Here is a 24,047-nt window from a genome sequence, read left to right on the forward strand (position 1 = left end):
ATATTCGTCTTGTATGTTGGGATTTCGGGCGACACAACGCAATCTTGCCTCCCGCAAGGCTGTTCGTTCCGCGGACGTGATCATGCTGCAAGCCGCTTCGCCATTGCCCGATGCCGGAGAGAGCCGGCTGCGTCTGTCCGGGCCATCGGCGTGCATCCGCCAGTACCAGCCGCGCAGCTGCAACCTCGTGCTCGCCTATTCGCCAAAACCCCACGGAAGCCGCGAACCGTCCGAGCGCAGGACAATCTCCCTGCACCGCAGCTTTGAGATTGTCGTTGGCAACGAAGAAATTGCCGATATCCCATTCGCCAGCAGGTGCGTCTCCATCCCGCATCCTTCCAATTGAAGGATCCACAGTCTCATATGGAACCCAGCCTAGCCCGCTATATCTGGACGCACACCAAGAAGCAGCAGCTCTGGATATTGATGATCGTCCTGCTTTCGATGATCCCGTATTTCATGTCCTTCGACCTGCCGAAGCTGATCGTCAACGGCCCGATCCAAGGCAAGGGTTTCGAGCAACCGGGCGCGACCCAGCCATTCATGAGGCTACACTATAACGTGCCGTTCATTGGAGAGGTCCAGTTCTTCTCCGGTTTTCAGCTCGATCGCAAGGAGACGCTGTTTGCCCTGAGCCTTGTGTTCCTCTTGCTGGTCGTCATCAACGGCCTGTTCAAACTCTACATCAACACCTACAAGGGCCGCCTCGGCGAACGTATGCTGCGGCGTATCCGCTTCGATCTGGTCGATCGTGTGCTGCGGTTTCCGCCGGTCTACTTCAAGCGGGTGAAATCCGCCGAAGTGGCGACCATGGTGAAGGACGAGGTGGAGCCGCTGGGCGGCTTCATCGGCGATGCCTTCCTGCAGCCGGTGCTGCTCGGCGGCCAGGCGCTGACATCCATGCTGTTCATCATGATCCAGAACGTCTGGCTCGGAATGATAGCGGTCGTGATCGTGGTGATCCAGATCGTGCTCATCCCGCGAATGCGGCGGCGGCTGATCGTGCTCGGGCGCCAACGGCAGTTGACGGCGCGCGCGCTTTCGGGCCGGGTTGGCGAAATCGTCGACGGCATCGGCGCGGTTCACGTCCACGACACATCAAACTACGAGCGCGCCGACATAGCTGCCCGGCTCGGGCTCATCTTCAAGATCCGCTTCGATCTTTACCAATGGAAATTCATGGTGAAGTTCCTCAACAATTTTCTCGCGCAGCTGACGCCCTTTCTGTTCTACATGATCGGCGGGTATCTGGTCATCCAGGGGCGACTGGACGTCGGCCAGCTCGTGGCCGTGATCGGCGCCTACAAGGACCTGCCCGGACCGATGAAGGAACTGATCGACTGGGATCAGGATCGGCAGGATGTCCAGGTCAAATATCAACAGGTGGTTGAACAGTTCACCGTCGAGAGTCTCATCGCGCCGAAAATCGGGGCATTGACGATCGACGATCCCGATCCGATGACCAACCCCCTGTCGGCGATCGGTCTGTCCATAGCAGACGATGGCGGTGCGATGCTTCTCAACCGTGTCTCCCTCCAGGTCAAACCCGGTGAAACGGTGGCGCTGGTCAGTACCGCAACTGGTGGAGCGGAGGCGCTTGCAGAAGCTTTCGCGCGGCTGAACTGGCCGGACAGCGGAAGAGTCGCTTCGGGCGCAGACGACCTGCTTGAACTCCCCGAAGCAGTGACCGGCCGGCGCATGTCCTATGCCTCGTCGGATGTTTTCCTGTTCCAGGCAAGCCTTCGCGATAACCTGCTCTATGGGTTGAAGCATGCGCCGCTGATATCGGCGTCTTATGACGGTGCCGCGGCGGACCAGCATCGCTGGAACATCCACGAGGCGCACAGGTCGGGCAATCCGGATTTTGATATCCACAGCGACTGGATCAACTATGCTTCTGCTGGCGCTACCGGCCCGCACGACCTCTTTGAAGCCGTGCGCCGGGTGCTCGACGCGGTTGTTCTGTCGCGCGATATTCTGGATCTTGGTTTGCGCTCTTCGGCCGACCTCAAGCGTCACACGGAGCTTGCCAGGCGGATCGTCGAGCTGCGTGCGGCGCTGCGAACCCGGCTGGACGACGAAGGGCTGAGCGGACTGGTGGTTCCTTTCGAACCGGGCGCCTACAACAAGGAAGCGACGATCGGCCAGAACCTGCTCTTCGGCGCTGCCGCCGGCCCCGAACTGGCCGACAGGGCTCTTGCCGCCAATCCCTATTTCGCTTCTGTGCTGAAGCAAGCCGGCCTCGACCGCACGCTCTACGAAATGGGCATGGAAATCGCCCAACAGGCGATTGAGCTGTTTGCCGACCTGCCGCCCGATCACCAGTTCTTCCAGCAGCTCGCCTTCATGAGCGCCGACGAGATACCCGCCTACGAAACCTTGCTGCAACGGCTCAAGAATCGTCCCTACGAGGCGGTTTCGGAGAACGACCGTGCCATGATCGTCACCTTGAGTTTTGCCTACATCGAGCCTCGGCACCGCTTCGGCCTGCTGAGCGATGAGCTGATGAGCAAGATCGTCGCTGCCCGCAACCGGTTCTATGAAAACCTGCCGCCCGAACTGCAAACTGCGGTCGAACGGTATGACCCTGCCAGATACATTGCCGCAGCCACCGTCATGGATAATGTCCTGTTCGGGCGTGTGGGCAACAACCATCCCGACGCGCCGGACCGCATACGCTCAATCCTCTATGAGATTCTTGACGAGCTGGGGCTTTATGCCGAACTTCTGGATGTTGGCCTGGACTTCAACGTCGGCTCCGGCGGCAGGCGGCTGACCGGTGGACAGCGACAGAAGCTCGATGTTGCCCGTGCCCTGCTCAAGCGTCCCGATTTTCTCATTCTCAACCGGCCGCTATCGGCGCTCGACCAACGCATGCAGGATAGGGTGCTGCGAAACGTGCTCGAGGAAGCCCGACGCGACGGCCATTCGCCGGCAATTGTGTGGGTCGTGACGAATCCGTCAATGGCGATGATGTTCGATCGCGTTATCGTCTTCGACTCGGGTCAATTGGTGGAAGACGGAACACACGAGACACTTCTGGCAGAGAACGGTATCTTCAAGGAACTGGTGTCGTAGAGCGATGTCTCGGAGACGGAATTAATTCCATCTGGGTGCCCGTTGCTCTAGTCTGGCAAACGCGAATTTTGAGGTTTGCGACAATGCTGCTCAAGGATGAAGTTGGAATGCTGCAACGCGTTCCCTTGTTTTCTGGCATCGAGTTGACAAAGCTCAAATTGCTTGCGTTCACATCCGATCGCGTGAGCTACAGCGCCGGCCAGATCCTTTTCCGGCAGGGCGACGAGGGAGATGCCGCCTATGTCATCCTTTCAGGCAGCGCGGATATTCTGGTCGATTCCGACAGCGGACCGATAAAAGTTGCCGAAATGGTGCCAAATTCGATTGTTGGCGAGATCGCCATCCTGTGCAACAGCTCCCGCACTGCAACCGTCAGAGCGGCAAGTCAGTTGGAAGCCTTAAGAATCCGCAAGGACCATTTCCTGAGGCTTATGAGGGAGTCCCCGGAAATGACCATTGAGATATTGAGGGTTCTTGCCGATCGCCTGAGCCATACCACCGCGGATCTGATCGACGCACGAAGCGCCAAATAGCAACTGACGTGCGGTCGATCCTCCCGTCGTGATAGCATTGGCCTCTTGCTGAGAAGGTCACTGGAGGAACCTGTCTCGCCTCTTGTTTGGACGCAAATTCCGGACGGAAAACCGGTTCACACTTTTCCTGGAATTGCTCTAGCAGCAGTTCTTTGGCTACGATGAGCGACTGGAACCGCGAAGGGGCTACCATGGACGACGACGTTTTCCTGGTCAGGTTTTGGGGTGTGCGCGGCAGCATTCCGGTATCGGGGCCAGAATTCTCTCGCTATGGCGGCAACACAAGCTGCATTGAGTTGCGATGTGGTAAGCATACGCTTCTGTTCGACGCGGGCTCCGGCCTGCGGCCTGCCGGCGGCGCGCTTCGGACGTCGGGCGTGACCGATTTCGACCTGCTTTTCACCCATTGCCACTACGATCACATTATCGGGCTGCCGTTCTTTGCGCCGATCTACGACCGGAGCGTCAAGGTTACGCTTTGGTCCGGGCATCTTGCAGGACGCATGACGACCCGGCAGATGGTCGATGAGTTCATGCGGCCGCCGTGGTTTCCGGTGAAACTGGAGGTCTGCAAGGCAAGCCTCGACTGCCGCGATTTCGTATCCGGAGACGTGCTTCGGCCGCGCGAAGGGGTGGTGGTCCGAACCGGCAGTCTTGTTCACCCAGGCGGCTGCATCGGCTACCGGGTCGAATGGGGCGGCCGCGTCGTGGCGGTGATTACAGACACCGAGCACGAGCCGGACAAACTTGATCGTGCGGTGCTCGGCCTGATCGAAGATGCCGACCTCGTCATCTACGACTGCACCTACACCGAGGAGGAAATGGAACGCCGCCGCGGCAACGGGCACTCGACATGGCAACAGGGCGTCAAGCTCTGTGAGGCGGCTGGAGCGCGAGGGCTTGCGCTGTTTCACCACGATGCGACACGCACCGACGGGGAACTGGATGAAATCGAGAAACTGGCAAAAGACAGGTTCGCCGGCGCTTTTGCCGCGCGGGATGGCCAGACGCTCGAATTTCCAGTCTCATTGCACAAAAAGCGCTGAGCTATTTTCCTTTGCCGGCGCTGCGCCCGATCAATGTCCTGATTGGAAGCCATGCGCAGGCTTCAGTCTGTGCGGTGACTGTGAACAGCCGTTCGAGGAAAAGCCAGGCCGATTCATCATGTACGAGATGGTGGGTTAGCAGGCCGACCGGTTCGCCGCCGTCGACTGCATGCTGCAAGTGCGCGATGATAGCCTGGACCAATAAGCCATGATCGCGGCAGCCGCGCGTGCCATGCCAATCCATGATGTCGACATTGCTGTTGATGACCGCAAGTGAAGCCGGCATTGGCGGCCCATAGACCGACAATGCCGCAAATCCTATCGATCCAAGGTCGGATACCAGGCCGGTGTCGATCCTGTTCCAGGGGGGCACCAGCATCGGAACAGTGCGTGCGCCGTGCAGGCCGGTTACGTGCGACAGCCCGCCAGCCAGTTCATCGAGCACCGCCTCGCGTGGCCGATGGGCGCCGAGTTCCTGCTTTTTGTGACCCTCGGGCGCGTGATTTCGGTGCACCCAGCCATGGATGGCGACCGTGGCATGCGGCGCCTCGTCAAGCCGGGCGACAAGCTTCTCATCAGTGAGGGCCGGAATGACGGCCAGAGTGACCGGAACCGCGAATTCACCGGTGAGGTCGAGCAGCCGATCAAGCGCGGGTGTCGGATCCACGGCATCATCGTCGCGCAGCCAGAACTCTGCCCTAAGACCCGCCCGTTGCCGGCCCGCCAGTTCTTCCACCAAGGGCTGCCAGATCCGATCGGATGTCATGAAACGGGGACCTTCGGAAGAAGTTCGGCCAGACGCGCCGCTGCAACGCCGAGGGAACGTTCTTCGAGGATGAAACGTCTGGCTTCCGCGGCCATGATGGTTCTTTCGTCGCTACAGGCTAGAAGCCTTTCAATGGCAGAAGCGAACGCCGCCACATCGCTCGGCGGAGTGAGAAACCCGGTCTGGCCATCTCGCACGACTTCCGGCACGCCGGCGATATCCTGAGCCACCACCGGCAGCCCGGCGGCTTGTGCTTCAAGATAGGCAACGCCATAGGCCTCGCCGAAACCCGGCCAGACGTAAATTCCTCCACCATAGAGGACATCCGGCACGGCGGCTGGCTCAATCGCGCCAAGCCATTCGATACGGTCGGCGGGCAAGCCGGCGAATTGCGCCTTGACCTCGTCACGGGCGGGCCCATCGCCGACGACCGACATGGTCCAGGGCAGGTGGCCGATCACGCCGAGCGCTTGCGCCAGCATGCGATAGCTTTCGACTTTGTCTCCCGGGCGCATCATGGCAACGGTGACGAGGCGCGTCGGACAACCTCGTCCCGGCATTTCGCGGAATGCCGATGTGTCGATAAAGGGCGACAGCATATCAAGAGCGACGTCGGGTATCGCATCTGCCAGTCCCTGACGATCCCTTTGCGTGAAGCAGATGTTCAGCGCCGCCTGTTCGACGGCTCGCACCACCAACGCTTGCGCATCGGCCCACAAACCGGCATTGCGCCGCCTCGAATAGGAAGCTTCCGCTGTCACATATGGGACAGCAAAGGTCGACGTTAGCTCGGGCCCGATCAGGTCGGGCGCTTTGTAATAGGGATGATAGCAGAACCATAGATCGGGCTTGCCGTCACGATCCCAAAGCCTGGTCAGCCGCGCGGCTTCCCCTCGGGCCTCTATCTTGAGTGCATCGAAACTTTTCGGCCCCGGTTCGCGTAGATAGAAGCGCAATTCGGATGCCAGTTCGACGCTGTGTCCTCCATGCTCCAGCGCCTTGATCAGCATGCGTGCCATCTGGCGGTCGCCGGAGGCAACGGGATGATTGGGCGACTTCAGCGGCGCGTAGAAGGCAATTCGCATCGCGCGACCCTATCATCGGAATGCATGCGCAAGTCAAATTCGAAGCATGATCGACTTCACCTTCAAGCAGTGGAATGTGCTATCTGACGCTCATGGAAACAGCTGCCGCGCCCGACCCGTTTGTAGCTTCTCTGCCGGTCTTCGCAAAGTTCGAAAGCGTTGCCGATATCGACAACTATCGGCCTCTCCCCGATGGCTGGGCGCTGGCCACAGCTGACATCGTCGGCTCGACCAAGGCGATCGAGGCTGGGCGCTATAAAACCGTCAATATGGCCGGCGCCAGCGTCATTTCGGCGCTGCTTAATGCGCTGGGTCGGCAAGATCTGCCCTTTGTCTTCGGCGGCGACGGCGCTCTCGTCGCGTTTCCCGGCTCGGCGCTGGAGATCACCCGCAACGCGCTGGCGGCTGTCCAGAGATGGGTGGCGGACGAACTGGACCTGACCTTGCGAGCCGCAATCGTGCCGATAAAGGATATTCGAGCCCAAGGCCTCGACGTTCGCGTGGCGAGATTTCAGGCCTCCGAAGCGGTCTTCTACGCCATGTTCGCCGGCGGTGGCGGCAGTTGGGCGGAGGCCGAGATGAAAGCGGGGCGCTACCGCATCGATCCTGCGCCGGCCGGCGCGCGGCCGGACCTGACCGGCCTCTCCTGCCGCTGGAACCCGATCGAAACCCGGCATGGCGAAATCGTCTCGATCATAGCCATACCGGGGGCGTCGCGCGACTTGCGCGGTTTTCAGTATCTTGCATCCGACATCATCGCCCTTGCCCGCAGGCAGGAACGCGATGGCCACCCGGTGCCGGTGAGCGGACCGGACTACAGTTTGCTGCCCGCCGGCCTGGATATCGAGGTGCGGGCCACGGCGCCGGCGGGACGGCGGTGGTTGTCGAAGGTGTGGATAGTGTTCCTGATGACGCTTACGGCCGTCACCGATAGATATGGCTGGACGATCGGCAGTTTCGATCCGAAAATCTACAAACGCGACGTGGCCAGCAATTCGGATTTCCGGAAATTCGACGACGGCTTGAAGATGACCATCGACGTTGACGCTGATGTGTTGCAACGGATCGAGAACCGGCTGAAACAGGCGGAAGAAGCGGGCATCTGCAACTATGGCCTGCACCGCCAGAAATCGGCCTTGATGACATGCCTCGTCGCCTCGCCTCTGCAGCGCGATCACGTTCATTTCATAGATGGTGCCGCCGGCGGCTATGCGATGGCTGCCGCAAGCTTGAAGGCAAAGTTGCCGGTCTGATGACGGCTTGCGGGAATCCTTTTTCCGCAATATGCCTCGGCCATGGTTCCTGGGACCATGGTAAGCCGTGCCATGGGACCGGCCAGCCTATCCGAATTAACGGGGAAGCAGATTTTTGGACGCTTCACGATCGGCATATGACCGTCTGCTGAACCGTATCTCGACGCACGCCGCGCAAGTCGGCGTGATCGGATTGGGCTATGTCGGGTTGCCGCTGGCAATTGCGGTCGCACGCGCCGGCTTCCCGGTTTTCGGGTTCGACATCGAAGCCCAGAAGGTCGAGAGCCTGAACAACGGCCAATCCTACATCGAGGCGGTGACATCGACAGCCCTTGCCGGCCACGTGGCGAGTGGACGGTTCCGCGCCACGGCGGATTTTGCCGAACTGTCCGTCTGCGATATCATCATCATCTGCGTTCCGACACCGCTGACGAAAAACCGTGAGCCGGACCTCTCCTTTGTCAGGAACACGACTGGCACCATCGCAAAGCATCTGCGTCTCGGCCATCTCATCGTGCTGGAATCTACTACCTATCCCGGCACCACCGACGACGTGATCAAGCCCATACTGGAAGAAACCGGCTTGCAATCGAAGATAGACTTCTTCCTCGGCTTCTCGCCCGAACGCGAGGATCCCGGCAACCGCAACTTTGAAGTCGCGACGATCCCGAAGGTCGTGGCAGGTGACGGCGTTGAAGCGGCGACGCTCGTGCAGGCTTTCTACCAATGCGTGGTCAAAACCGTCGTTCCGGTTTCCACCACGGCGACCGCCGAGGCAGTCAAGCTGACGGAAAACATCTTCCGTTCGGTCAACATAGCCCTCGTCAACGAATTGAAGGTCGTGCTCGGCGCGATGGGCATCGACATCTGGGAGGTGATCGAGGCGGCCAAGAGCAAGCCCTTCGGCTACATGCCTTTCTATCCTGGCCCCGGATTGGGCGGGCACTGCGTTCCGATCGATCCCTTCTACCTGACGTGGAAGGCGCGCGAATACGAACTGCCGACCCGCTTCATCGAGCTGGCGGCAGAGATCAACACTGCCATGCCGCGTCATGTGGTCGATGAACTGGCGAAAGCGCTGGACCGGCGCTGCGGCAAGGCGCTCAGCCGCTCGCGCATTCTCATCATCGGGCTCGCCTACAAGAAGAATGTGCCCGACATACGCGAAAGCCCCTCATTGCGGCTCATTGAACTCATCGAGGAATGGGGCGGCAAGGCGGAATTCCACGATCCGCATGTTGCCGAGATCCCTACCACACGGGAGCATATGGCGATCAAGGGGCGCCGCTCGGTCGAATTGACCGAGGCGGCCTTGAAGGATTTCGATGCTGTCGTCGTTGCAACCGACCATGACGCGATCGACTATCGGACAATCGCTGATCACGCCCTTCTGATTGTCGATACACGCAATGTTTTTGGCCGTCTCGGGCTCCTCCGAGAGACGGTAGTGAAGGCCTGACGGCGTCCCAGCCGGCGAATTTTCTGCCCGATGTCAGGATCGTGATTGCACTCCGCCCGCAGCTTCGCCACATAACGCCACAAGACATGAATGCAGTTAAGCCTGTTCCTTGGTTGCAAGGACAGTCATTCGGGAAATTCTTTCGCCGTTCTGCCGCCGGAGCCGGCCTCGTTGACTTTGGGGCACCTTTGGGTCGCTGGCGGACTGTGTTATGGCGGATCGAAGGATAATGGCTCCGTCTTCGACGGGTTTCGAGGTGGTATGAGCACGGCGCAAGCAGAAATTTCCACAATTCTCATGGATAAGGTTGCCGATTGGCTGACTCAGTCGGCGCTGGCGGGCAACGAGCTGGAAACATTGGTAAAGGGGTTTTGCGAACGGCTGGCTGCTGCCGGCCTGCCGCTGAAGCGGGTGCATTTGAGCTTTTCGATGCTTCATCCGCTTTATGACGCGCTTGGCTTCACCTGGGTTCGCGGCCAAGGCATGGAAGTGGAAGGCTTCCGCAAAAAGGACGGCGTTCATTCTGACAGATTCCTGACCAGCCCATACTACTATCTGCTCAGCAACAAGCTCGACCATCTGCGGCGTCGGCTCGACCAGTCAGTCCCGTCGGAATTTCCTGTTTTCGATGAACTCAAGCTTATGGGCGTGACCGATTACATTGCTTTCGTCCATCCTTTTAACGGCAATACCAGTCAGGGCATGATCGGGTCCTGGTCCACCGACAGTGCTTCAGGTTTCACCGACAGCATGATTTCGGCGCTGCTGCGTATCCAAAACCATCTCGCCATCGCCACCAAAATGGCGGTGCTCACCAAGCTGGCCGACAACATGATGACCACTTATCTCGGCGGCGACGCCGGCAGACGCGTGCTGGACGGCCAGATCAAGCGTGGCGAGGGCGACACAATCCGGGCCGCACTGGTCATGGCCGATATGCGCGGGTCGACAAGGCTTGCCGAAACTTCCGGCCGCGAAATCTACATCGATACGCTGAACCAGTTTTTCGATGCCATTGCTGCACCTTTCAATCGCAAAGGCGGGCAGATCATGAGTTTCATAGGGGATGGCTTCATTGCCGTCTACCCTTGCGAAAGGCATCGCTCGCAGTCCGAAATCGCCTGCCAGTCTGCTCTGGCGGCAGCGCACAAGGCCACTGCGCGCATGGTGGATCTCAATCTGCGAAGGAAGGAAAAGGGGTTGTCCGACATAAAATTTGGCATCGGCCTGCATGTCGGCAACGTGATGTTCGGCAATGTCGGGCTTACCGACCGGCTCACATTCTCTGTCTTCGGCTCGGCTGTAAACGAGGTCCAGCGCCTCCAGACCCTGACCAAGAAATATCCGCACCGCGTTCTCGCCAGCAAAGACTTCGCCAGCTATTGCGGCACCAACAGCTGGCTGACGCTCGGCAACGAGGAGCTGGCGGGGATCAAGCAGAAGCTGACGGTGCTTTCACCCGATCTGTCGGGCGCTCTCGCACTCGATGAAGATGGTGCGCTGGAGTCGGTTTACGACCGGAGATCGGAGGCCGAGCAGGTCATGCTGCTTCATCGCGATGCCGCTCGGCTGTCGGCGGGCGACTCGAGGAAGCTCCAGTAGCTCGCCCCAATCTGATCCGAACGCCTTTGGCAACCAGTCCGGTCGCCGGATTCGCCACTGGCGACCGTTTCGAATCCAAGTTGCTCTAGGCTGGTAATGCGCTAGTCTCGCTTTCTGGGCCTGCCGCTCGGCGGGCCGCCAGAGTGGGGCTGGTGTGAGAATGAATTCGGGCGTTGATCTACTTCGGGTCGAAGACGTTGGCATCTCTTTTGCCATTATCGGAGGACCGTTGCATGCCGTCAGGCGTGCAAATCTTCGCGTCCTGCCCGGCAAGGTTACCGCGCTTGTGGGCGAGTCCGGTTCCGGAAAATCGGTTCTTAGCCAGGCAGTAATGGGCATTTTGCCGAACACAGCCCATGTTCGTGGCCGTATCCTGTTTTCCGATCCTGAAAAGCCTGGCACGACGCAGGATATCCTGCAGATGCCGCGTGATGGACCCGAAATCCGGGCGTTGAGAGGCAGCCGCATCGGCAAGATCTTTCAGGAGCCGATGACATCGCTGTCGCCGCTGCACACGATCGGCAACCAGGTCAGCGAATCCCTGCAGATTCATACGCCCACGGCTAGGGCGGAGCGCAAGGCGCGGACCGAGGAAATGCTCAGCCTTGTCGGCTTTCCCAATCCCAAGCGCGCCTATGACATGTATCCGTTTGAACTTTCGGGAGGATTGCGTCAGCGCGCCATGATCGCCATGGCGCTTATCTGCCGGCCCGCTTTGTTGATCGCCGACGAGCCGACGACGGCGTTGGACGTCACCATCCAGGCGCAAATCCTGCAATTGCTGCGCGAGCTTCAGACGAAGCTGAACATGGCGATGCTGCTGATCACGCACGACCTTGGCGTAGTCGCCAACGTCGCCGACGAGGTGGTGGTCATGTACCATGGCGAGATCATGGAAGCGGGACCTGTGGAGGCGATATTCCGCCGGCCGGGCCACCCTTACCTGAAGGGCCTGATGGCAGCCGTTCCGCATTTCGACCTGAAGCCCGGCGAAAGGCTGAAGGCGCTCCGCGAGGTGCCGGTAAATGTCGGGAACCTGCTCGGCAAGCAGACGGCGCCTGTATCGAAGGGGCCGGACGACATCCTGCTGTCGGTCAGGGATCTGACAAAGACCTTCACGATCCGCAAGTCCGGTTGGTTCGGCGGAGATCATCAAACCTCTGTTCGCGCCGTGGACGGAGTGAGCTTCGATATCAGGCGGGGTGAGTGCCTGGGCCTGGTCGGCGAAAGCGGCTCCGGCAAAACCACTGTCAGCAAGATCCTCATGCGGGCTGTCACCCCTAGCGGCGGCTCTATGATCTTCAATGGCCGCGATGGTCCGATCGACATCTTGGAAGCCGAGGGAGACGCCCTGCGCATGCTGCGCGCGAAAATCCAGATGGTCTTCCAGGATCCGGTTTCGTCGCTTTCACCCCGCATGACGGTGGAGAACATTTTGAGCGAGCCGCTGGAAATCCATCGACGGGGCAATGCCGCATCCCGACTAGCCACGGTCAAGAGCCTGATGCAGGCAATCGGGCTCGACCCGCGCTTCATAAAGCGTTATCCGCATAGTTTCTCCGGCGGGCAGCGTCAGCGTATCGGCATCGCGCGCGCGTTGGCGCTGGGGCCTGAACTCCTGATCTGCGACGAGCCGGTTTCGGCACTCGATGTCTCTGTCCAGGCACAGATACTGAACCTTCTGAAGGACCTGCAGAAGGAACTGGGCCTGACCTACCTGTTCATATCCCACAACCTGGCGGTGGTGGATTACATGGCAGACCGCATCGCAGTGATGTGCGGCGGGCGTATCGTCGAGCTTGCCCCGCGCGAAATTCTGCTTAGGAAACCGGTCCACCCCTACACGCGCTCACTGGTCGCCGCAGTACCTTTCCCAGATCTCGACAGGCCGATGGATTTCAAGACGTTGAAACTCAGCGGCGCTTCCGACACCAGCGCATGGGCACCGCAATTCCGCGACGAGGGCGACGAGGACATGCTGTCGCCGCTCGATCTTGGCGGCGGCCACCTCGTGCTGGCCCGACGTTCGGCCGATGTCAGCGAGCTACGCCATTGATCAACCGGCGCATCGTCCTTGGACTCATGGCTTCGGCATTTCTGCCGGGCACGTTGCGCGCCGGCGATCTGGAGCCGGAATTTCTTGAGCCGCAGCTGCAGGCCAGGGCGCTGCCGGCACTCGCCGAACGCTTGCCCAAGCGCCCGCGCGAGTTGAATCTCGCTGCGATGGGCCGGGAGCCCGGCCAGTATGGCGGCACGCTGCGTACCATCATCGGCAGCCAGAAAGATATCCGGATGATGACGATCTACGGGTACGCTCGCCTGGTCGGCTATGACGAAAAGCTTAACTTGCAAGCCGACATTCTCGAAAGTTTCGACGTAGCGGATGATCGCGTCTTCACATTCAAGATTAGGGAAGGACATAAATGGTCCGACGGCAGCCTGCTGACGCCGGAGGATTTTCGTTATTGTTGGGAAGATGTCTGGCTGAACGATGAGCTTTCGCAAGGCGGGCTCGCCCCGGCCCTGCTGGCGGACGGCAAGCCGCCACGCTTCGAGATCGTCGACCCGTTGACGGTGCGCTACAGTTGGGATGCGCCCAATCCCGACTTCCTGCCCAAGCTTGCCGCTGCTTCGCCCACACCGCTTGTTTTGCCGGCCGCCTATCTCAAGCAGTTCCACAAGAAATACCAGGATCCATTCCGGCTCGCCGGCCTGATGAAGGAGAACCGGACCGCGAAATGGACGCTCCTGCATATCCGCATGTCGCGGCAGTATCGCCCGGAGAACCCGGAACTGCCGACGCTCGATCCCTGGCAGAACCGGACCAAGCCGCCGGCCGAGCAGTTCATCTTCGAGCGCAACCCGTTCTTTCATCGAACAGACGAGAATGGCCGGCAACTGCCCTACGTCGACCGGATCATCATGAATGTCAGCTCGTCGGCAATCATCTCCGCCAAGACCGGTGCAGGCGAGAGCGACCTGCAATGCATGGGAATTGACTTCAGCGATTACTCCTTCCTGAAGGACGCGGAGAAGCGCTACCCGGTGAAGATGCATCTGTGGAAACGCACACAGGGCTCGCGGTTGGCGCTGCTGCCCAATCTGAATTGTGCCGACCCGGTGTGGCGTGGCCTTTTGCGTGACGTGCGCGTGCGCCGCGCACTTTCGCTCGCTGTGGACAGGCGCGAGATCAATATGGCCGTGTTCTACGGATTGGCGCAGGAAAGCGCCGATACGGTCCTGCCGGAGAGCCCGCTCTACCGGCCGGAATTCGCGAAGGCCTGGGCTACCCATGATCCCGACCAGGCCAATGCCCTGCTTGACGAGGTCGGGCTTCAGGCACGTGACGATGACGGCCTGCGGATCCTTGCCGATGGACGCTCGGCGCAGATTATCGTGGAAACGGCCGGAGAAAGCACGCTGGAAACCGACGCGCTCGAGCTCATCACCGATCACTGGCGCAAGATCGGCGTCGCCCTATTCATCCGGACTTCGCAGCGCGACATCTTCCGCAGCCGCGCGCTTGGCGGCCAGATCATGATGTCGATGTGGTCGGGCATCGACAATGGCGTGCCGACCGCCGACATGAACCCATACCAGCTGGCCCCCACCATCGACGACCAACTGCAATGGCCGCTCTGGGGCGCTTACTATCTGTCCCATGGCAAGATGGGTGAGGCGCCCGACCTTCCTAAAGTGGTCGAGTTGATGGCTTTGCTTAAGCGCTGGAACTCCTCGACCGAAACCACGGAGCGCGCCGAAATCTGGAATTCAATGCTGTCGATCTACACCGATCAGGTGTTCTCGATCGGTACGGTGAACGGAACGCATCAGCCGATTCTGGTGTCCTCGCGCCTGCGCAATCTGCCTGACAAGGCACTCTTCGGCTACGACCCGACCGCCTATTTCGGTGTCTACATGCCGGATACATTCTGGCTTGGAGGCTCCTGAGCGTGCTTCGATATCTAGTCTGGCGCATCGCCGTGATGGTTCCAACGCTGCTGGTCATATCGGCGCTGGTGTTCACGATCATCGAACTTCCACCGGGTGACTATTTCGACAGCTACGTTGCCGAGCTTCGAGCCCAGGGCGAAGCGGTGGACTCCGATCGCATCGAGATGATGCGCAAGGAATACGGTTTCGACCAGCCGCCGGTCATTCGCTACTTCTACTGGATCGGCGGGATGCTGCACGGCGATTTCGGCTATTCCTTCGAATATGAGCTGCCGGTTCGCGACGTCGTCGGGGACCGAATGTGGCTGACCGTGCTGGTTTCCTTCGTCACGATCATCTTCACTTGGCTCATCGCCTTTCCGATCGGCATGTACTCCGCCACCCATCAATACAGCTGGGGCGACTACGGCCTGACTTTCTTCGGCCTTCTCGGCCTTGCCATTCCGAATTTCATGCTGGCGCTGATCCTGATGTATTTCGCCAACATCTGGTTCGGCACGTCCATCGGCCATCTCATGGACCCGCAATATCTCGGCGAGCCGATGAGCTGGGCCAAGGCGAAGTCGATCCTCGCCCATCTCTGGATTCCGGTCTTGATCATCGGCACCGGCGGCACGGCAAGCATGATCCGGCGGCTGCGCGCCAATCTACTCGATGAGCTGCACAAGCAATATGTCGTGACAGCGCGCGCCAAAGGCCTTCATCCGTTCAAGGCACTGGTCAAATATCCGCTGCGCATGGCGCTCAATTTCTTCATTTCCGATATCGGCTCCATCCTGCCGGCCATCATCTCCGGCGCTGAAATCACGGCGATCGTGCTGTCTTTGGAAACGACCGGGCCGATGCTGATCAAGGCGCTGCAAAGCCAGGACATGTATTTGGCGGGTTCGTTCCTGATGTTCCTCGCCTTCCTGACGGTCATCGGCGTGCTGATTTCCGACCTGGCGCTGGCGCTGCTTGATCCACGAATTCGTTTGCAGGGCGGCAGCACCAAATGAACACGCAATCGCCGCTGCCCGCTCCGGGCGCTCCACTGCAACACTACGTTTCCATCGCGCCCTTTGACCTGCAGTCGGTCGAGGCGATGACGCCCGAACAGTCGAAGGTCTTTCAGGCGTCGCAGTTGCGGCTGATGTGGTGGAAATTCCGCATGCACCGGCTTGCCCTTGTATCCGGCATATTCCTGGCAGTGCTGTATTTCGGGATACTGATCTGCGAGTTCCTGGCGCCCTACAATCTGCACACGCGTAATATGGACTACATCTATTCGCCGCCGCAGCGAGTGCACCTTTTCCACAACAGCCAGTTCGTCGGGCCATTCGTCTATGGCCGCCAGATGACGCTGGATATGGACACGCTCAAGCGGAACTACATCGAGAACCAGGATGATGTTCAGCGGCTCCGTTTCTTCTGCAAGGGCGACAGTTATCGGTTCTGGGGCTTGATCGAAGGTGACAGGCATTTTGTCTGCCCTGCCGAAAACGGCCAGCTCTTTCTAGCCGGCACTGACAGGCTGGGGCGCGATGTGCTCTCGCGCATCATCTATGGCGCACGCATTTCGCTGACAATCGGCCTCGTCGGCATCAGTTTCAGCTTCCTGCTCGGCATCATCATCGGCGGATTGGCCGGTTATCACGGCGGTATATTCGACCTGATCGTTCAACGGATAATCGAAGTTCTGCAATCGATTCCCAGCATCCCGCTATGGCTGGCTCTGGCGGCGATCATGCCGATAACCTGGAGTCCGATCCTGATCTATTTCGGCATCACCGTCATCCTCGGGCTGCTCGACTGGACCGGACTGGCGCGGGCCGTGCGTTCAAAGCTTCTGGCTTTGCGCGAGGAGGATTACGTTCTGGCCGCGCAATTGATGGGCGCCGGGAGCAGCCGCATCATTAGGCGGCATCTCATTCCCGGCTTCATGTCGCATCTGATCGCGACGGCGACACTCTCCATCCCCGGCATGATCCTGGGCGAAACGGCACTGAGCTTCCTTGGGCTCGGCCTGAGGGCGCCGATAACCAGTTGGGGCATCCTGCTTACCGAGGCGCGCAGCGTCAGCGTGATCGCGTTCTATCCATGGCTGCTTTTGCCGATGCTCCCCGTCGTCCTCGTCATCTTGGCGTTCAACTTCCTCGGCGACGGGTTGCGGGACGCCGCGGACCCCTACAAGTGACATCGCTATTCCGCCGCGCGCTGCGCTGCCGACTCCACCCGGTATGATCCTTGTCGGCAGCCTATTCGCTTGTTGCAGTGTTCATCGTTCGCCTCTACACGCGGCAAGACTCGATCGGGGTTTAACGCGTCGCCTCTGGTTTCAGCCGCGAAACGGTCTGGTCGGGGACAGTTGATTTCGTGGACTTGTTCAGGAGATACAATAGCGCATGAGTCGCCTCGACAGTTTCATCCGGAGGATGACCGCACAGCGCGACATACTCGATCATGTCTGCGCCGAAGTGGCGAAGATGGAGGGGCCCGTGCTCGAGCTCGGCCTCGGCAATGGCCGGACGTTCCACCATCTGCGCGAGCGCCTGCCCGGACGCCGGATCGTAGCGTTCGACCGCGCACTTGCCGCACATGCCAGCTCAATTCCCGAAGCTGAAAACCTCGTGCTCGGTGAAATACGCGAGACGGCGAGCAGGTTCATTGGCATCGACGCCGCTCTTGTTCATGCCGACATCGGCACCGGCTATGAAGATCGCGATGCAGTGACCTCTACCTGGCTTCCCGATCTGACCGTGCGCCTGCTTCGCGTCGGCGGCTTCGCGGTCAGCGGTACGCCGCTCGATCACCCGCGGTTGCAACGCCTCGCGCCGCCGCCTTCGGTGCCCGCCGATCGTTATTTTATCTGTAGGCGCGTGTGAGGGGCCACCAAAGTCTTCAGGGGATCGTATAGACTGCTATCTCTCGCTCAATGCCGCGCAGCGAGACCTCGTGGGGCACGGGCGTCAGCGCGTTCCTGTGCAAAAGATCGGCGGTGAGACTGTCATCGACCACCGCACGAGTGGCGAAGATCGCCTGTGCGTTGGCAAGGTTCTGGACCCGCGAAGCAATATTGACCGTCTGGCCGAAATAGTCCTGTCGCTCGTTCATAGACACGGCGATGCAGGGGCCGGCATGGACGCCGATCTTGAGCAGCAGGTCCTCGCGCCCGCTCTTGTCGTTGAGCGCCCGCATGGCATCGCGCATCCTGAGGGCCGCAGCAATCGCACGATCAGGCGTCGCGAAGGTCGCCATCACCGCATCACCGATCGTCTTGACCACCGCGCCTGCCTCCGCCGCGACGATCTCGTGCAGAACCTGGAAATGCGCGCGCACGAGATCGAAGGCCGCAAGGTCGCCCACCCGCTCGTAAAGCGCGGTCGAACCGCGCAGGTCGGTGAACAGGAAGGTCAGGCTGGTGATCTTGAGACGCTGGTTGATGTCGAGCGTATCCGTGCGATAGAGATCGCGGAACGTCTGGTTGGTAAGCAGGCGCTTGGCGGTGAGGAAGGGCCGGCGTTTGCCCAGGAAATCATGCAAGGCCTGGCCGGCGATGAAGACCGTCGGCAGCACGCGGCTGTCGGTCCTGTTTTCCAGGGAAATGCGCAGCGGGCCGGGTTGCATCTCCAGCGTCTGGTTCTGGACATGGTCCCGGTCGAAGACCAAAGAGAGGCTTCGGCGCTCCTTTGTCGGTTCGCCCTTCACGTCGATGAACTGCGCTGAATGGGTGACCGGCTCGAAGACGATGATGAATTCGGATGGAAGCTGTATGGGCAGAAGTGCCTTTTCACCGGGCGCAAGCTCGATATCTTCCAGCGAAAACGCTTCCAATTTTTTCGCGAAATCCTCATCCGGGATGTCGATGCCGGACGCCCAATAGATCTGGCGGAAATATTCCACCATCGGCAGTTCGTGTGGATTGTGGGCGGCAATCCTGCGTATGCGGGGACTGACGGTGAATGTCACCTCGACCATCTCGTCGAGGGTCGGCGAATAGCCCTCGGAGCACAGCGCGCAGGTGTATTCGTCCTTCTGCAGGGTTTTCAGCGTGGCGTTGGTGTCGAGCACGCCGCCACAGCCGGGGCACAGAACATTCCAGGAAACGTCGAAGATGCCCACCCGCGCCGCATGGAGAAAGGCGCTTATGGCGCGCTCCTCGTCGAGACCATGCTTGCTGGCGAACGCTGGCGCATTGATGCGGCAAAGTTCGCGGTCGTTGCCCTCCGCGACCGTTCGCTTGATTGCGTCGATTACCATTGGATCGACATCGGTCGATCGCCGCAGAAGCGAGAACAGATCCTGAGCTTCGTTCATCGTGCTGGCTCCGGAAAATGCGCCTCCCAGGCGTGTTGATCAGACCGCTCTTTGGTCTGAGTGTTTCATTTTACTTCGAAACGGACCGTACGGCCATTCGAATAGATAAGCCTGGTGACAGTTCAATTCCCGTACATTGTACTTCGCGTACCCCAAGGGATATGATCCATAGATCCGATTTCCTTGCGGTAGTCCCGCCAGTCCAAATGAGGCGGACTACCTTGACTTCATGGGTTCAATGACTGAGTACCCGCGCCTTGTCTACAGCAGGAAAGCCGTTCGCAAGGCCGGCGACCGGCTGGCAGAACCTATTCAGTTCGGACTAGACATCACTGCCGGCCAGTACGTGGACGCACTCGAAATCTTCTCAATCGCCAATAGCTGGCGCGACTCGCATTTTCTGCCGATGCGGAGCGTTCGGTTCTCTGTCGGTCACCACATGAGAGCCCTGCGACTGAAGGGTGACATGGCATCCCGTCCGAAGCGTATGGCGTCCATTCGTCGGAAGCTTCGAGAGTCCACCACCAATTTGGACACCATGAACGACATCGGTGGTTGCCGAGCGATCATGGCCGACATCAAAGGTGTTCGCTCGCTTCTCGCATCGATGCGAGATAAGTTCCCCCATGAGATCCACTCTCGGGAATTCAATTATATCGATGAACCGAAGCCGGACGGCTATCGAAGTCACCATATTGTTTTCAAGTACCGACCCAGAGATGCCGACACTGAGGCTTTCGAGGGACGACGTATCGAATTGCAAGTTAGGACCAGACTTCAGCACTCATGGGCAACTGCAGTTGAGGCTGTTGGGCTATTCCGGGGCCAGGATTTGAAGCACGGAAAGGGCGAGCAGGATTGGCTGCGCCTTTTCCAGCTTATGTCGGCGGAATTCGCGCACGTTGAGCAGTGTCCCGTTCATATCGGTGCTCCGGATCACAAAGACCGGGTACGAGAATTGCGGGATATCAACAAGCGTATAGGTGCGACCAGCATACTAGACGATATCAAGAATCTTACCCATTACCCAGAGAATTTCGTACAGACAGCGGAAAAATCTCGATACTATTTGCTCCAATATGGCGAAGATCATAACGTGACCACCCAACCATTCCGGACGCTTATGTTAGGCGCGCGGACATTGGAACAGATAGAGAAAAAAATCGAGCTAAGGGGCATTGAGGCAAAGGCTGTCTTGGTCGAGGTAGATAAAGCCGAAAAGCTTGTTGAAATGTATCCGAATTACTTCGGAGACGTTTCCCTATTTGTTAGCAATCTAAAATCCATCTGCACGGGAAAGGCAGCTATCGAATACAGTCTAGCCCCGCAAAAGGTGGTAGCTCCTTAAGCCCCGAAAAGCCTGATTATGGTTGGCTTAAGCATCGCCGTTTGAAGTAGCCGGACCATCGGCCTTCCTCGGCAGAATTCGCCCTATAGCCCGTTCGAAATCCTTGCCGCCTTCATCAGCCTCTAGCTCACGAGCGGCTTCCTTGAACCGCTCGGATTGCTCTTTCTGACTAAGCTTTCCAGCCTTTTTGGGCTTTGGCACGGTATTTGGACGGTCGCCAGACGCCATGGGGTGCATCACCTTGCACCAGTCGTTTCATAGGTCAGACGCTTGCCGCCAAGCGGGCCAAGCTTGCCGTCGCGCATGGCTTCACGGATGCGGTGCAAGATGAACCAAGCGGTTTTCAAGGTCACGCCAAGCGTGCGGTGAAGCTTATTGCTGGAAATACCCTTCTTGGACGAAGCGACAAGGAAGATCGCCTGTAGCCAATGGTTGAGCTTGACGTGGCTGGCTTCAAAGAACGTGCCAATCTTCACGGTGAAGGGCTTGCGGCACTGGTAGCATTTATAGGTGCCGATGCGGGTACTCTTGCCTTCCATCTTCGCAATGCGCTCAACCCCGCCGCAATGCGGGCAAACAGGACCGTTCGGCCAAATCCTGGCTTCTACGAACTTGTAGGCTGCGGCTTCGTCGTGAAAGTGGCGGTCTGAAAGCACGGACATCTTTATAACTCCTTATAAAATATAATAAATCCGTTTATGTGGGTACGTCAAGTATAGTATATGTGGTTCAATTTCTATTCGACGGTTTTCATCGGCCGGGAGCAGCATTATGATGGTCCATGGGGTATTCATCTTTGGGAGTCTCTCCCATACCGACATCCAACAACCCGCCATTTCCCGCGGCCCTGCGGCTTTTCTCTGTGGTGGTCATCATCGTCCTGATCGTAGGCGCCGGCCTGTTTTTCGCGCCTGCACTGGTCAAGCCGCGCTGGCCTTGGGCCGTCACGCCGTTCAATGCCCGCTTCCTCGGCGGCTTCTACACCGCCGAAATGGTCGTGATGGCGGCGCTGCTGTTCTGGAATCGCTGGTCGCCTGGCAGGCTTGTGCTCGTCATGGCCTTCATCTTCACCGTCGTCGTGTCGGTGGCTTCGTTCATCAATCTCGGCTATTTCAACTTTGAGCGCAAAGCGCCCTGGCTCTGGTTTTTGGTCTATCTTGCTTCGGTCGCGGTATCCGGTCTGTTCCTGTGGCGGGCCAGGGCCCGTCCTTCTGCAAAAGGCGTGACCTTAAGCCCCGCATGGCGCGGCTACATGCCGGTGGAATCGGCGATCCTTGGGCTCTATGGCGTCGGCCTGTTGCTATTTCCCCTGACATTCAGCGGCGTCTGGCCATGGCCGGTTGATGCCTTCCACGCTCAGGTCTACAGCGCCATCTTCCTCGCCGGTGCGGGCGGCATATATCTCGTCTGGAGAAGCGCGCCCCGCGAGGAACTGCTGGTACTGGGCCTGGCGCAGTTTCTGCTTGGCCTGCTCGCCATCCTTGGCCTCGTCATCACCGACGCTGCGATGCACCGGATCGACTGGACGGCGACCGGGACATTGTGCTGGCTGGCCTTTTTCGGCTGGATCGGCATCAGCGGCGCTTTCAAACTCTACGCCGCCTGCCGGTATTTTAGCTCGCAATCGGCATCATAGGTTGCAGAGATGGCTGGATTTTCAGGTGATGTCCGGTGCATCGTGCCGGGCCGATTGCCTTCGCCGGGAACGCCATGACTAGCACGACCCCGCCATCCTCCGAGAAAATCCAGCCGCAGCTCCGGGCCGTTCGGCCAAGCGATGCGGAGGCGCTTTGCGCTATCTTCAACATGCCGGGCTTCCGCTGGGGCACGCTCAGAATCCCGTTCGAGATGGTGGAGCAGGTGGAGCGGCGCATCGCCAAATCCGGCCAGGAGACCACCTGGATCGTTGCCGAGCTGGATGGCAAGGTCGTCGGCCATGGCAGCCTGGTCGTGCAGGGTTCGCCGCGCCGCTCGCATATCGGCGAGATCAATATCGGCCTTGACGATGGCTTTGTCGGCAAGGGCATCGGCTCTGCCATCCTTGGCGCGCTGCTTGACGTGGCCGACAACTGGCGCGCCCTCAAGCGGGTGGAATTGAGCGTCTATGCCGACAACGAACCGGCTATCCGCCTCTACACAAGCCACGGATTCGAGGTTGAAGGCCGGCATGTGAAGGCCGGTTTTACCGACGGGCGGTACCACGACCTCCTAACCATGGCGCGGCTGCGGTTCTGATGACCGCCGTCTTTGATCCAACCCCTACGCCTCCGGCGGAAATTCTGGCTGTGCTGTCGCTGCTCTGCCCGGAAGTCGTGCGTGACATCGAGCAAAACTGGAATGCACCGGTTGCCGATTACGCCCGCCATCTGTGGCGGCCGGTGGCAAGGCCCGCATCGGGCCCAGCGATCGCTGCCCGCTCGATCCTGCGCGAAGTCCTGCATCAGCGCCTTGATGTGATCATGCAGCCTGAAGAGATCGGCAAGGCCCTCGAAGAGTTCGAGCACAGACCGGTGATTCAGTCCGGCCTGCACTGCCTGCTTCTTATGGACCGGATCACCTTCGATGCCCTCCTGCTTGGTTGGCTCGGCGCGGTCGAAAACGGGCTGTCGGCCTTCTTCGGCTTCATGGGAACGACGATGACCATGGAGACAATTGGCCGGGAGGGGCCGGGATGGCTCGATGTCGGCGACGACAAGGTCAACCTGTTTGGCATGGGCCGCCATAAACTGTGCCGCAAAAGCGTCTGCGTGGCCGGTCCTGTCTCCCTCAACAAGCGCGCGCTCGAAGCGGTGGGCGATGAAACGGATGCCAGCCGCTGGCTGGGCACACTGCTTGCCAGCCAGGACAAGGTGTTTGGAACCGCCGCTGATGCGCTGACAACCCTCAACGAGGATCTGGTCGCCAATTGGGATCGTTCCGGCATAGCCCTGCCGGTTTTCATCGATGATCGGCTCGCCGCTTCTGCCATGGCGCGGCACCTGGAATATGACGGCAGCTTTCTTTCCAGGCTGCTCATTGAGCCCGCAAGGCGCCAGCGTCTCGACCATGCTATGCAAGAAGCCGCATCAGGCCCATTCGGCAGGTTCCTGCCCAACACCACGGACTATTTCTGGGGCATCCGCGAGGAGCGCGTGCGCAAGCTCGTCCTCGATAACGGGCACCTGATCGAGCCTGACAGGCCGCATGGTGTTTCCATCCCGTTCGAGCGGCTGCATCTCAGACAGGCGCTGCTGGACGGCGTGCTGCTGCCGAACCTGTTTCTGATGTTCCTCGTTCTGGCTATATTGCCGCGCGTGCGGGTTGTGGGCGGTCTGAGACAGATTGGCTATGTCGCGCTTTTCCACTCGATCCTGCTGGCCGCGCTGGACGAAAACGCGCCGGAAGAGCGCGATCTGGCTGCGGAGCTGCAGGTTCGGGAAAATGCCTGGGGCATGCGGGTCATCGATGAAAAGATCTCGGTCCGCGAACAGCTTGCCGGCCTGCCGGAAGGGGCGCTCTTCCCAGACCTGCTCCGGCAATACCGTTTGCGGACATTTGCCGAGACGACCGACGACCTGAAACTGGTTCGCGAAAACGCCCGATGGCGCAAGGTCGGCCAGGCCTCCGGCGCCTGATCTGGCCGCCACC

Annotated in this window: 20 protein-coding genes and 1 pseudogene; 16 read left to right on the forward strand and 5 right to left on the reverse strand. The window is 59.5% G+C overall.

Annotation, left to right across the window (positions count from 1 at the left end; translation table 11 throughout):
* Positions 1-82 precede the first annotated feature (82 nt).
* The 4 genes from NKI38_RS18010 (at position 83) to NKI38_RS18025 (ending at position 4,657) form a co-directional block, all read left to right on the forward strand.
* Positions 83-346 (forward strand): hypothetical protein, encoded by a 264-nt coding sequence (locus NKI38_RS18010; protein WP_352659566.1) that lies wholly within the window; start codon positions 83-85, stop codon positions 344-346.
* A 17-nt stretch (positions 347-363) separates the two neighbouring features.
* Entirely contained in the window at positions 364-3,078 is a 2,715-nt protein-coding gene (locus NKI38_RS18015) for an ABC transporter transmembrane domain-containing protein (protein WP_352659567.1), read from the forward strand.
* Between the two features lie 83 nt (positions 3,079-3,161).
* Positions 3,162-3,611: a cyclic nucleotide-binding domain-containing protein gene (locus NKI38_RS18020; RefSeq protein ID WP_352659568.1), complete on the forward strand. Its 450-nt coding sequence runs from the start codon at positions 3,162-3,164 to the stop codon at positions 3,609-3,611.
* Between the two features lie 191 nt (positions 3,612-3,802).
* Complete coding sequence (locus tag NKI38_RS18025) at positions 3,803-4,657, forward strand: MBL fold metallo-hydrolase (RefSeq protein WP_352659569.1); 855 nt, start codon at positions 3,803-3,805, stop codon at positions 4,655-4,657.
* Position 4,658: 1 nt separating this feature from the next.
* Here the strand turns inward: NKI38_RS18025 and NKI38_RS18030 are convergent, their stop codons facing one another.
* The gene (locus NKI38_RS18030) at positions 4,659-5,423 is read right to left on the reverse strand and encodes a polysaccharide deacetylase family protein (protein ID WP_352659570.1); all 765 of its coding nucleotides are present in this window, start codon (positions 5,421-5,423) and stop codon (positions 4,659-4,661) included.
* Positions 5,420-6,508 (reverse strand): glycosyltransferase family 4 protein, encoded by a 1,089-nt coding sequence (locus tag NKI38_RS18035; protein ID WP_352659571.1) that lies wholly within the window; start codon positions 6,506-6,508, stop codon positions 5,420-5,422. Before NKI38_RS18035 ends, NKI38_RS18030 begins: the two co-directional genes overlap by 4 nt.
* A 92-nt stretch (positions 6,509-6,600) precedes the next feature.
* On the opposite strand from NKI38_RS18035, the gene NKI38_RS18040 reads away from it, so the two are divergent.
* The 8 genes from NKI38_RS18040 to NKI38_RS18075 all read left to right on the forward strand — a co-directional run bounded on the left by NKI38_RS18040 (position 6,601) and on the right by NKI38_RS18075 (position 17,640).
* A complete protein-coding gene (locus NKI38_RS18040) occupies positions 6,601-7,761 on the forward strand; it encodes a DUF3095 domain-containing protein (RefSeq protein ID WP_352659572.1) in 1,161 nt (386 codons plus the stop codon).
* A 115-nt stretch (positions 7,762-7,876) separates the two neighbouring features.
* Positions 7,877-9,220, forward strand: coding sequence for a nucleotide sugar dehydrogenase (locus NKI38_RS18045; RefSeq protein WP_352659573.1), 1,344 nt, complete (start codon positions 7,877-7,879; stop codon positions 9,218-9,220).
* Positions 9,221-9,481: 261 nt separating this feature from the next.
* The gene (locus NKI38_RS18050; protein WP_352659602.1) at positions 9,482-10,822 is read left to right on the forward strand and encodes an adenylate/guanylate cyclase domain-containing protein; all 1,341 of its coding nucleotides are present in this window, start codon (positions 9,482-9,484) and stop codon (positions 10,820-10,822) included.
* Positions 10,823-10,982: 160 nt separating this feature from the next.
* Positions 10,983-12,878, forward strand: coding sequence for an ABC transporter ATP-binding protein (locus NKI38_RS18055; RefSeq protein WP_352659574.1), 1,896 nt, complete (start codon positions 10,983-10,985; stop codon positions 12,876-12,878).
* Positions 12,875-14,773: an ABC transporter substrate-binding protein gene (locus tag NKI38_RS18060; RefSeq protein ID WP_352659575.1), complete on the forward strand. Its 1,899-nt coding sequence runs from the start codon at positions 12,875-12,877 to the stop codon at positions 14,771-14,773. Before NKI38_RS18055 ends, NKI38_RS18060 begins: the two co-directional genes overlap by 4 nt.
* Positions 14,774-14,775: 2 nt before the next feature.
* A complete protein-coding gene (locus NKI38_RS18065) occupies positions 14,776-15,774 on the forward strand; it encodes an ABC transporter permease (RefSeq protein WP_352659576.1) in 999 nt (332 codons plus the stop codon).
* Entirely contained in the window at positions 15,771-16,952 is a 1,182-nt protein-coding gene (locus NKI38_RS18070; RefSeq protein WP_352659577.1) for an ABC transporter permease, read from the forward strand. The genes NKI38_RS18065 and NKI38_RS18070 overlap by 4 nt, the downstream gene beginning before the upstream one ends.
* A gap of 208 nt (positions 16,953-17,160) precedes the next feature.
* Complete coding sequence (locus NKI38_RS18075) at positions 17,161-17,640, forward strand: class I SAM-dependent methyltransferase (RefSeq protein WP_352659578.1); 480 nt, start codon at positions 17,161-17,163, stop codon at positions 17,638-17,640.
* A 16-nt stretch (positions 17,641-17,656) separates the two neighbouring features.
* Here NKI38_RS18075 and NKI38_RS18080 read toward each other — a convergent pair whose 3' ends face one another.
* Positions 17,657-19,072, reverse strand: a complete 1,416-nt coding sequence (locus NKI38_RS18080; RefSeq protein WP_352659579.1) for an adenylate/guanylate cyclase domain-containing protein — start codon at positions 19,070-19,072, stop codon at positions 17,657-17,659.
* 229 nt (positions 19,073-19,301) lie between these two features.
* On the opposite strand from NKI38_RS18080, the gene NKI38_RS18085 reads away from it, so the two are divergent.
* Positions 19,302-20,420 carry a RelA/SpoT-related domain-containing protein gene (locus NKI38_RS18085; RefSeq protein WP_352659580.1) on the forward strand — a complete coding sequence of 373 codons (1,119 nt, stop codon included), beginning with the start codon at positions 19,302-19,304 and terminating at the stop codon, positions 20,418-20,420.
* Positions 20,421-20,447: 27 nt separating this feature from the next.
* Here the strand turns inward: NKI38_RS18085 and NKI38_RS18090 are convergent, their stop codons facing one another.
* Positions 20,448-20,648, reverse strand: coding sequence for a hypothetical protein (locus tag NKI38_RS18090; RefSeq protein WP_352659581.1), 201 nt, complete (start codon positions 20,646-20,648; stop codon positions 20,448-20,450).
* A gap of 44 nt (positions 20,649-20,692) precedes the next feature.
* Positions 20,693-21,082 (reverse strand): annotated as a pseudogene (locus NKI38_RS18095) (transposase); the annotation flags it as partial.
* Between the two features lie 203 nt (positions 21,083-21,285).
* On the opposite strand from NKI38_RS18095, the gene NKI38_RS18100 reads away from it, so the two are divergent.
* From NKI38_RS18100 to NKI38_RS18110, 3 genes are all read left to right on the forward strand, one after another.
* Positions 21,286-22,056 carry a hypothetical protein gene (locus tag NKI38_RS18100; protein ID WP_352659582.1) on the forward strand — a complete coding sequence of 257 codons (771 nt, stop codon included), beginning with the start codon at positions 21,286-21,288 and terminating at the stop codon, positions 22,054-22,056.
* Between the two features lie 74 nt (positions 22,057-22,130).
* Positions 22,131-22,655, forward strand: coding sequence for a GNAT family N-acetyltransferase (locus NKI38_RS18105; RefSeq protein ID WP_352659583.1), 525 nt, complete (start codon positions 22,131-22,133; stop codon positions 22,653-22,655).
* On the forward strand, positions 22,655-24,034 hold the full coding sequence (locus NKI38_RS18110) for a hypothetical protein (protein ID WP_352659584.1): 1,380 nt from the start codon (positions 22,655-22,657) through the stop codon (positions 24,032-24,034). The genes NKI38_RS18105 and NKI38_RS18110 overlap by 1 nt, the downstream gene beginning before the upstream one ends.
* The last annotated feature ends 13 nt before the right edge of the window (positions 24,035-24,047 follow it).

Source organism: Mesorhizobium sp. M0621 (genome assembly GCF_040320745.1).
Classification (GTDB): Bacteria; Pseudomonadota; Alphaproteobacteria; order Rhizobiales; family Rhizobiaceae; genus Mesorhizobium.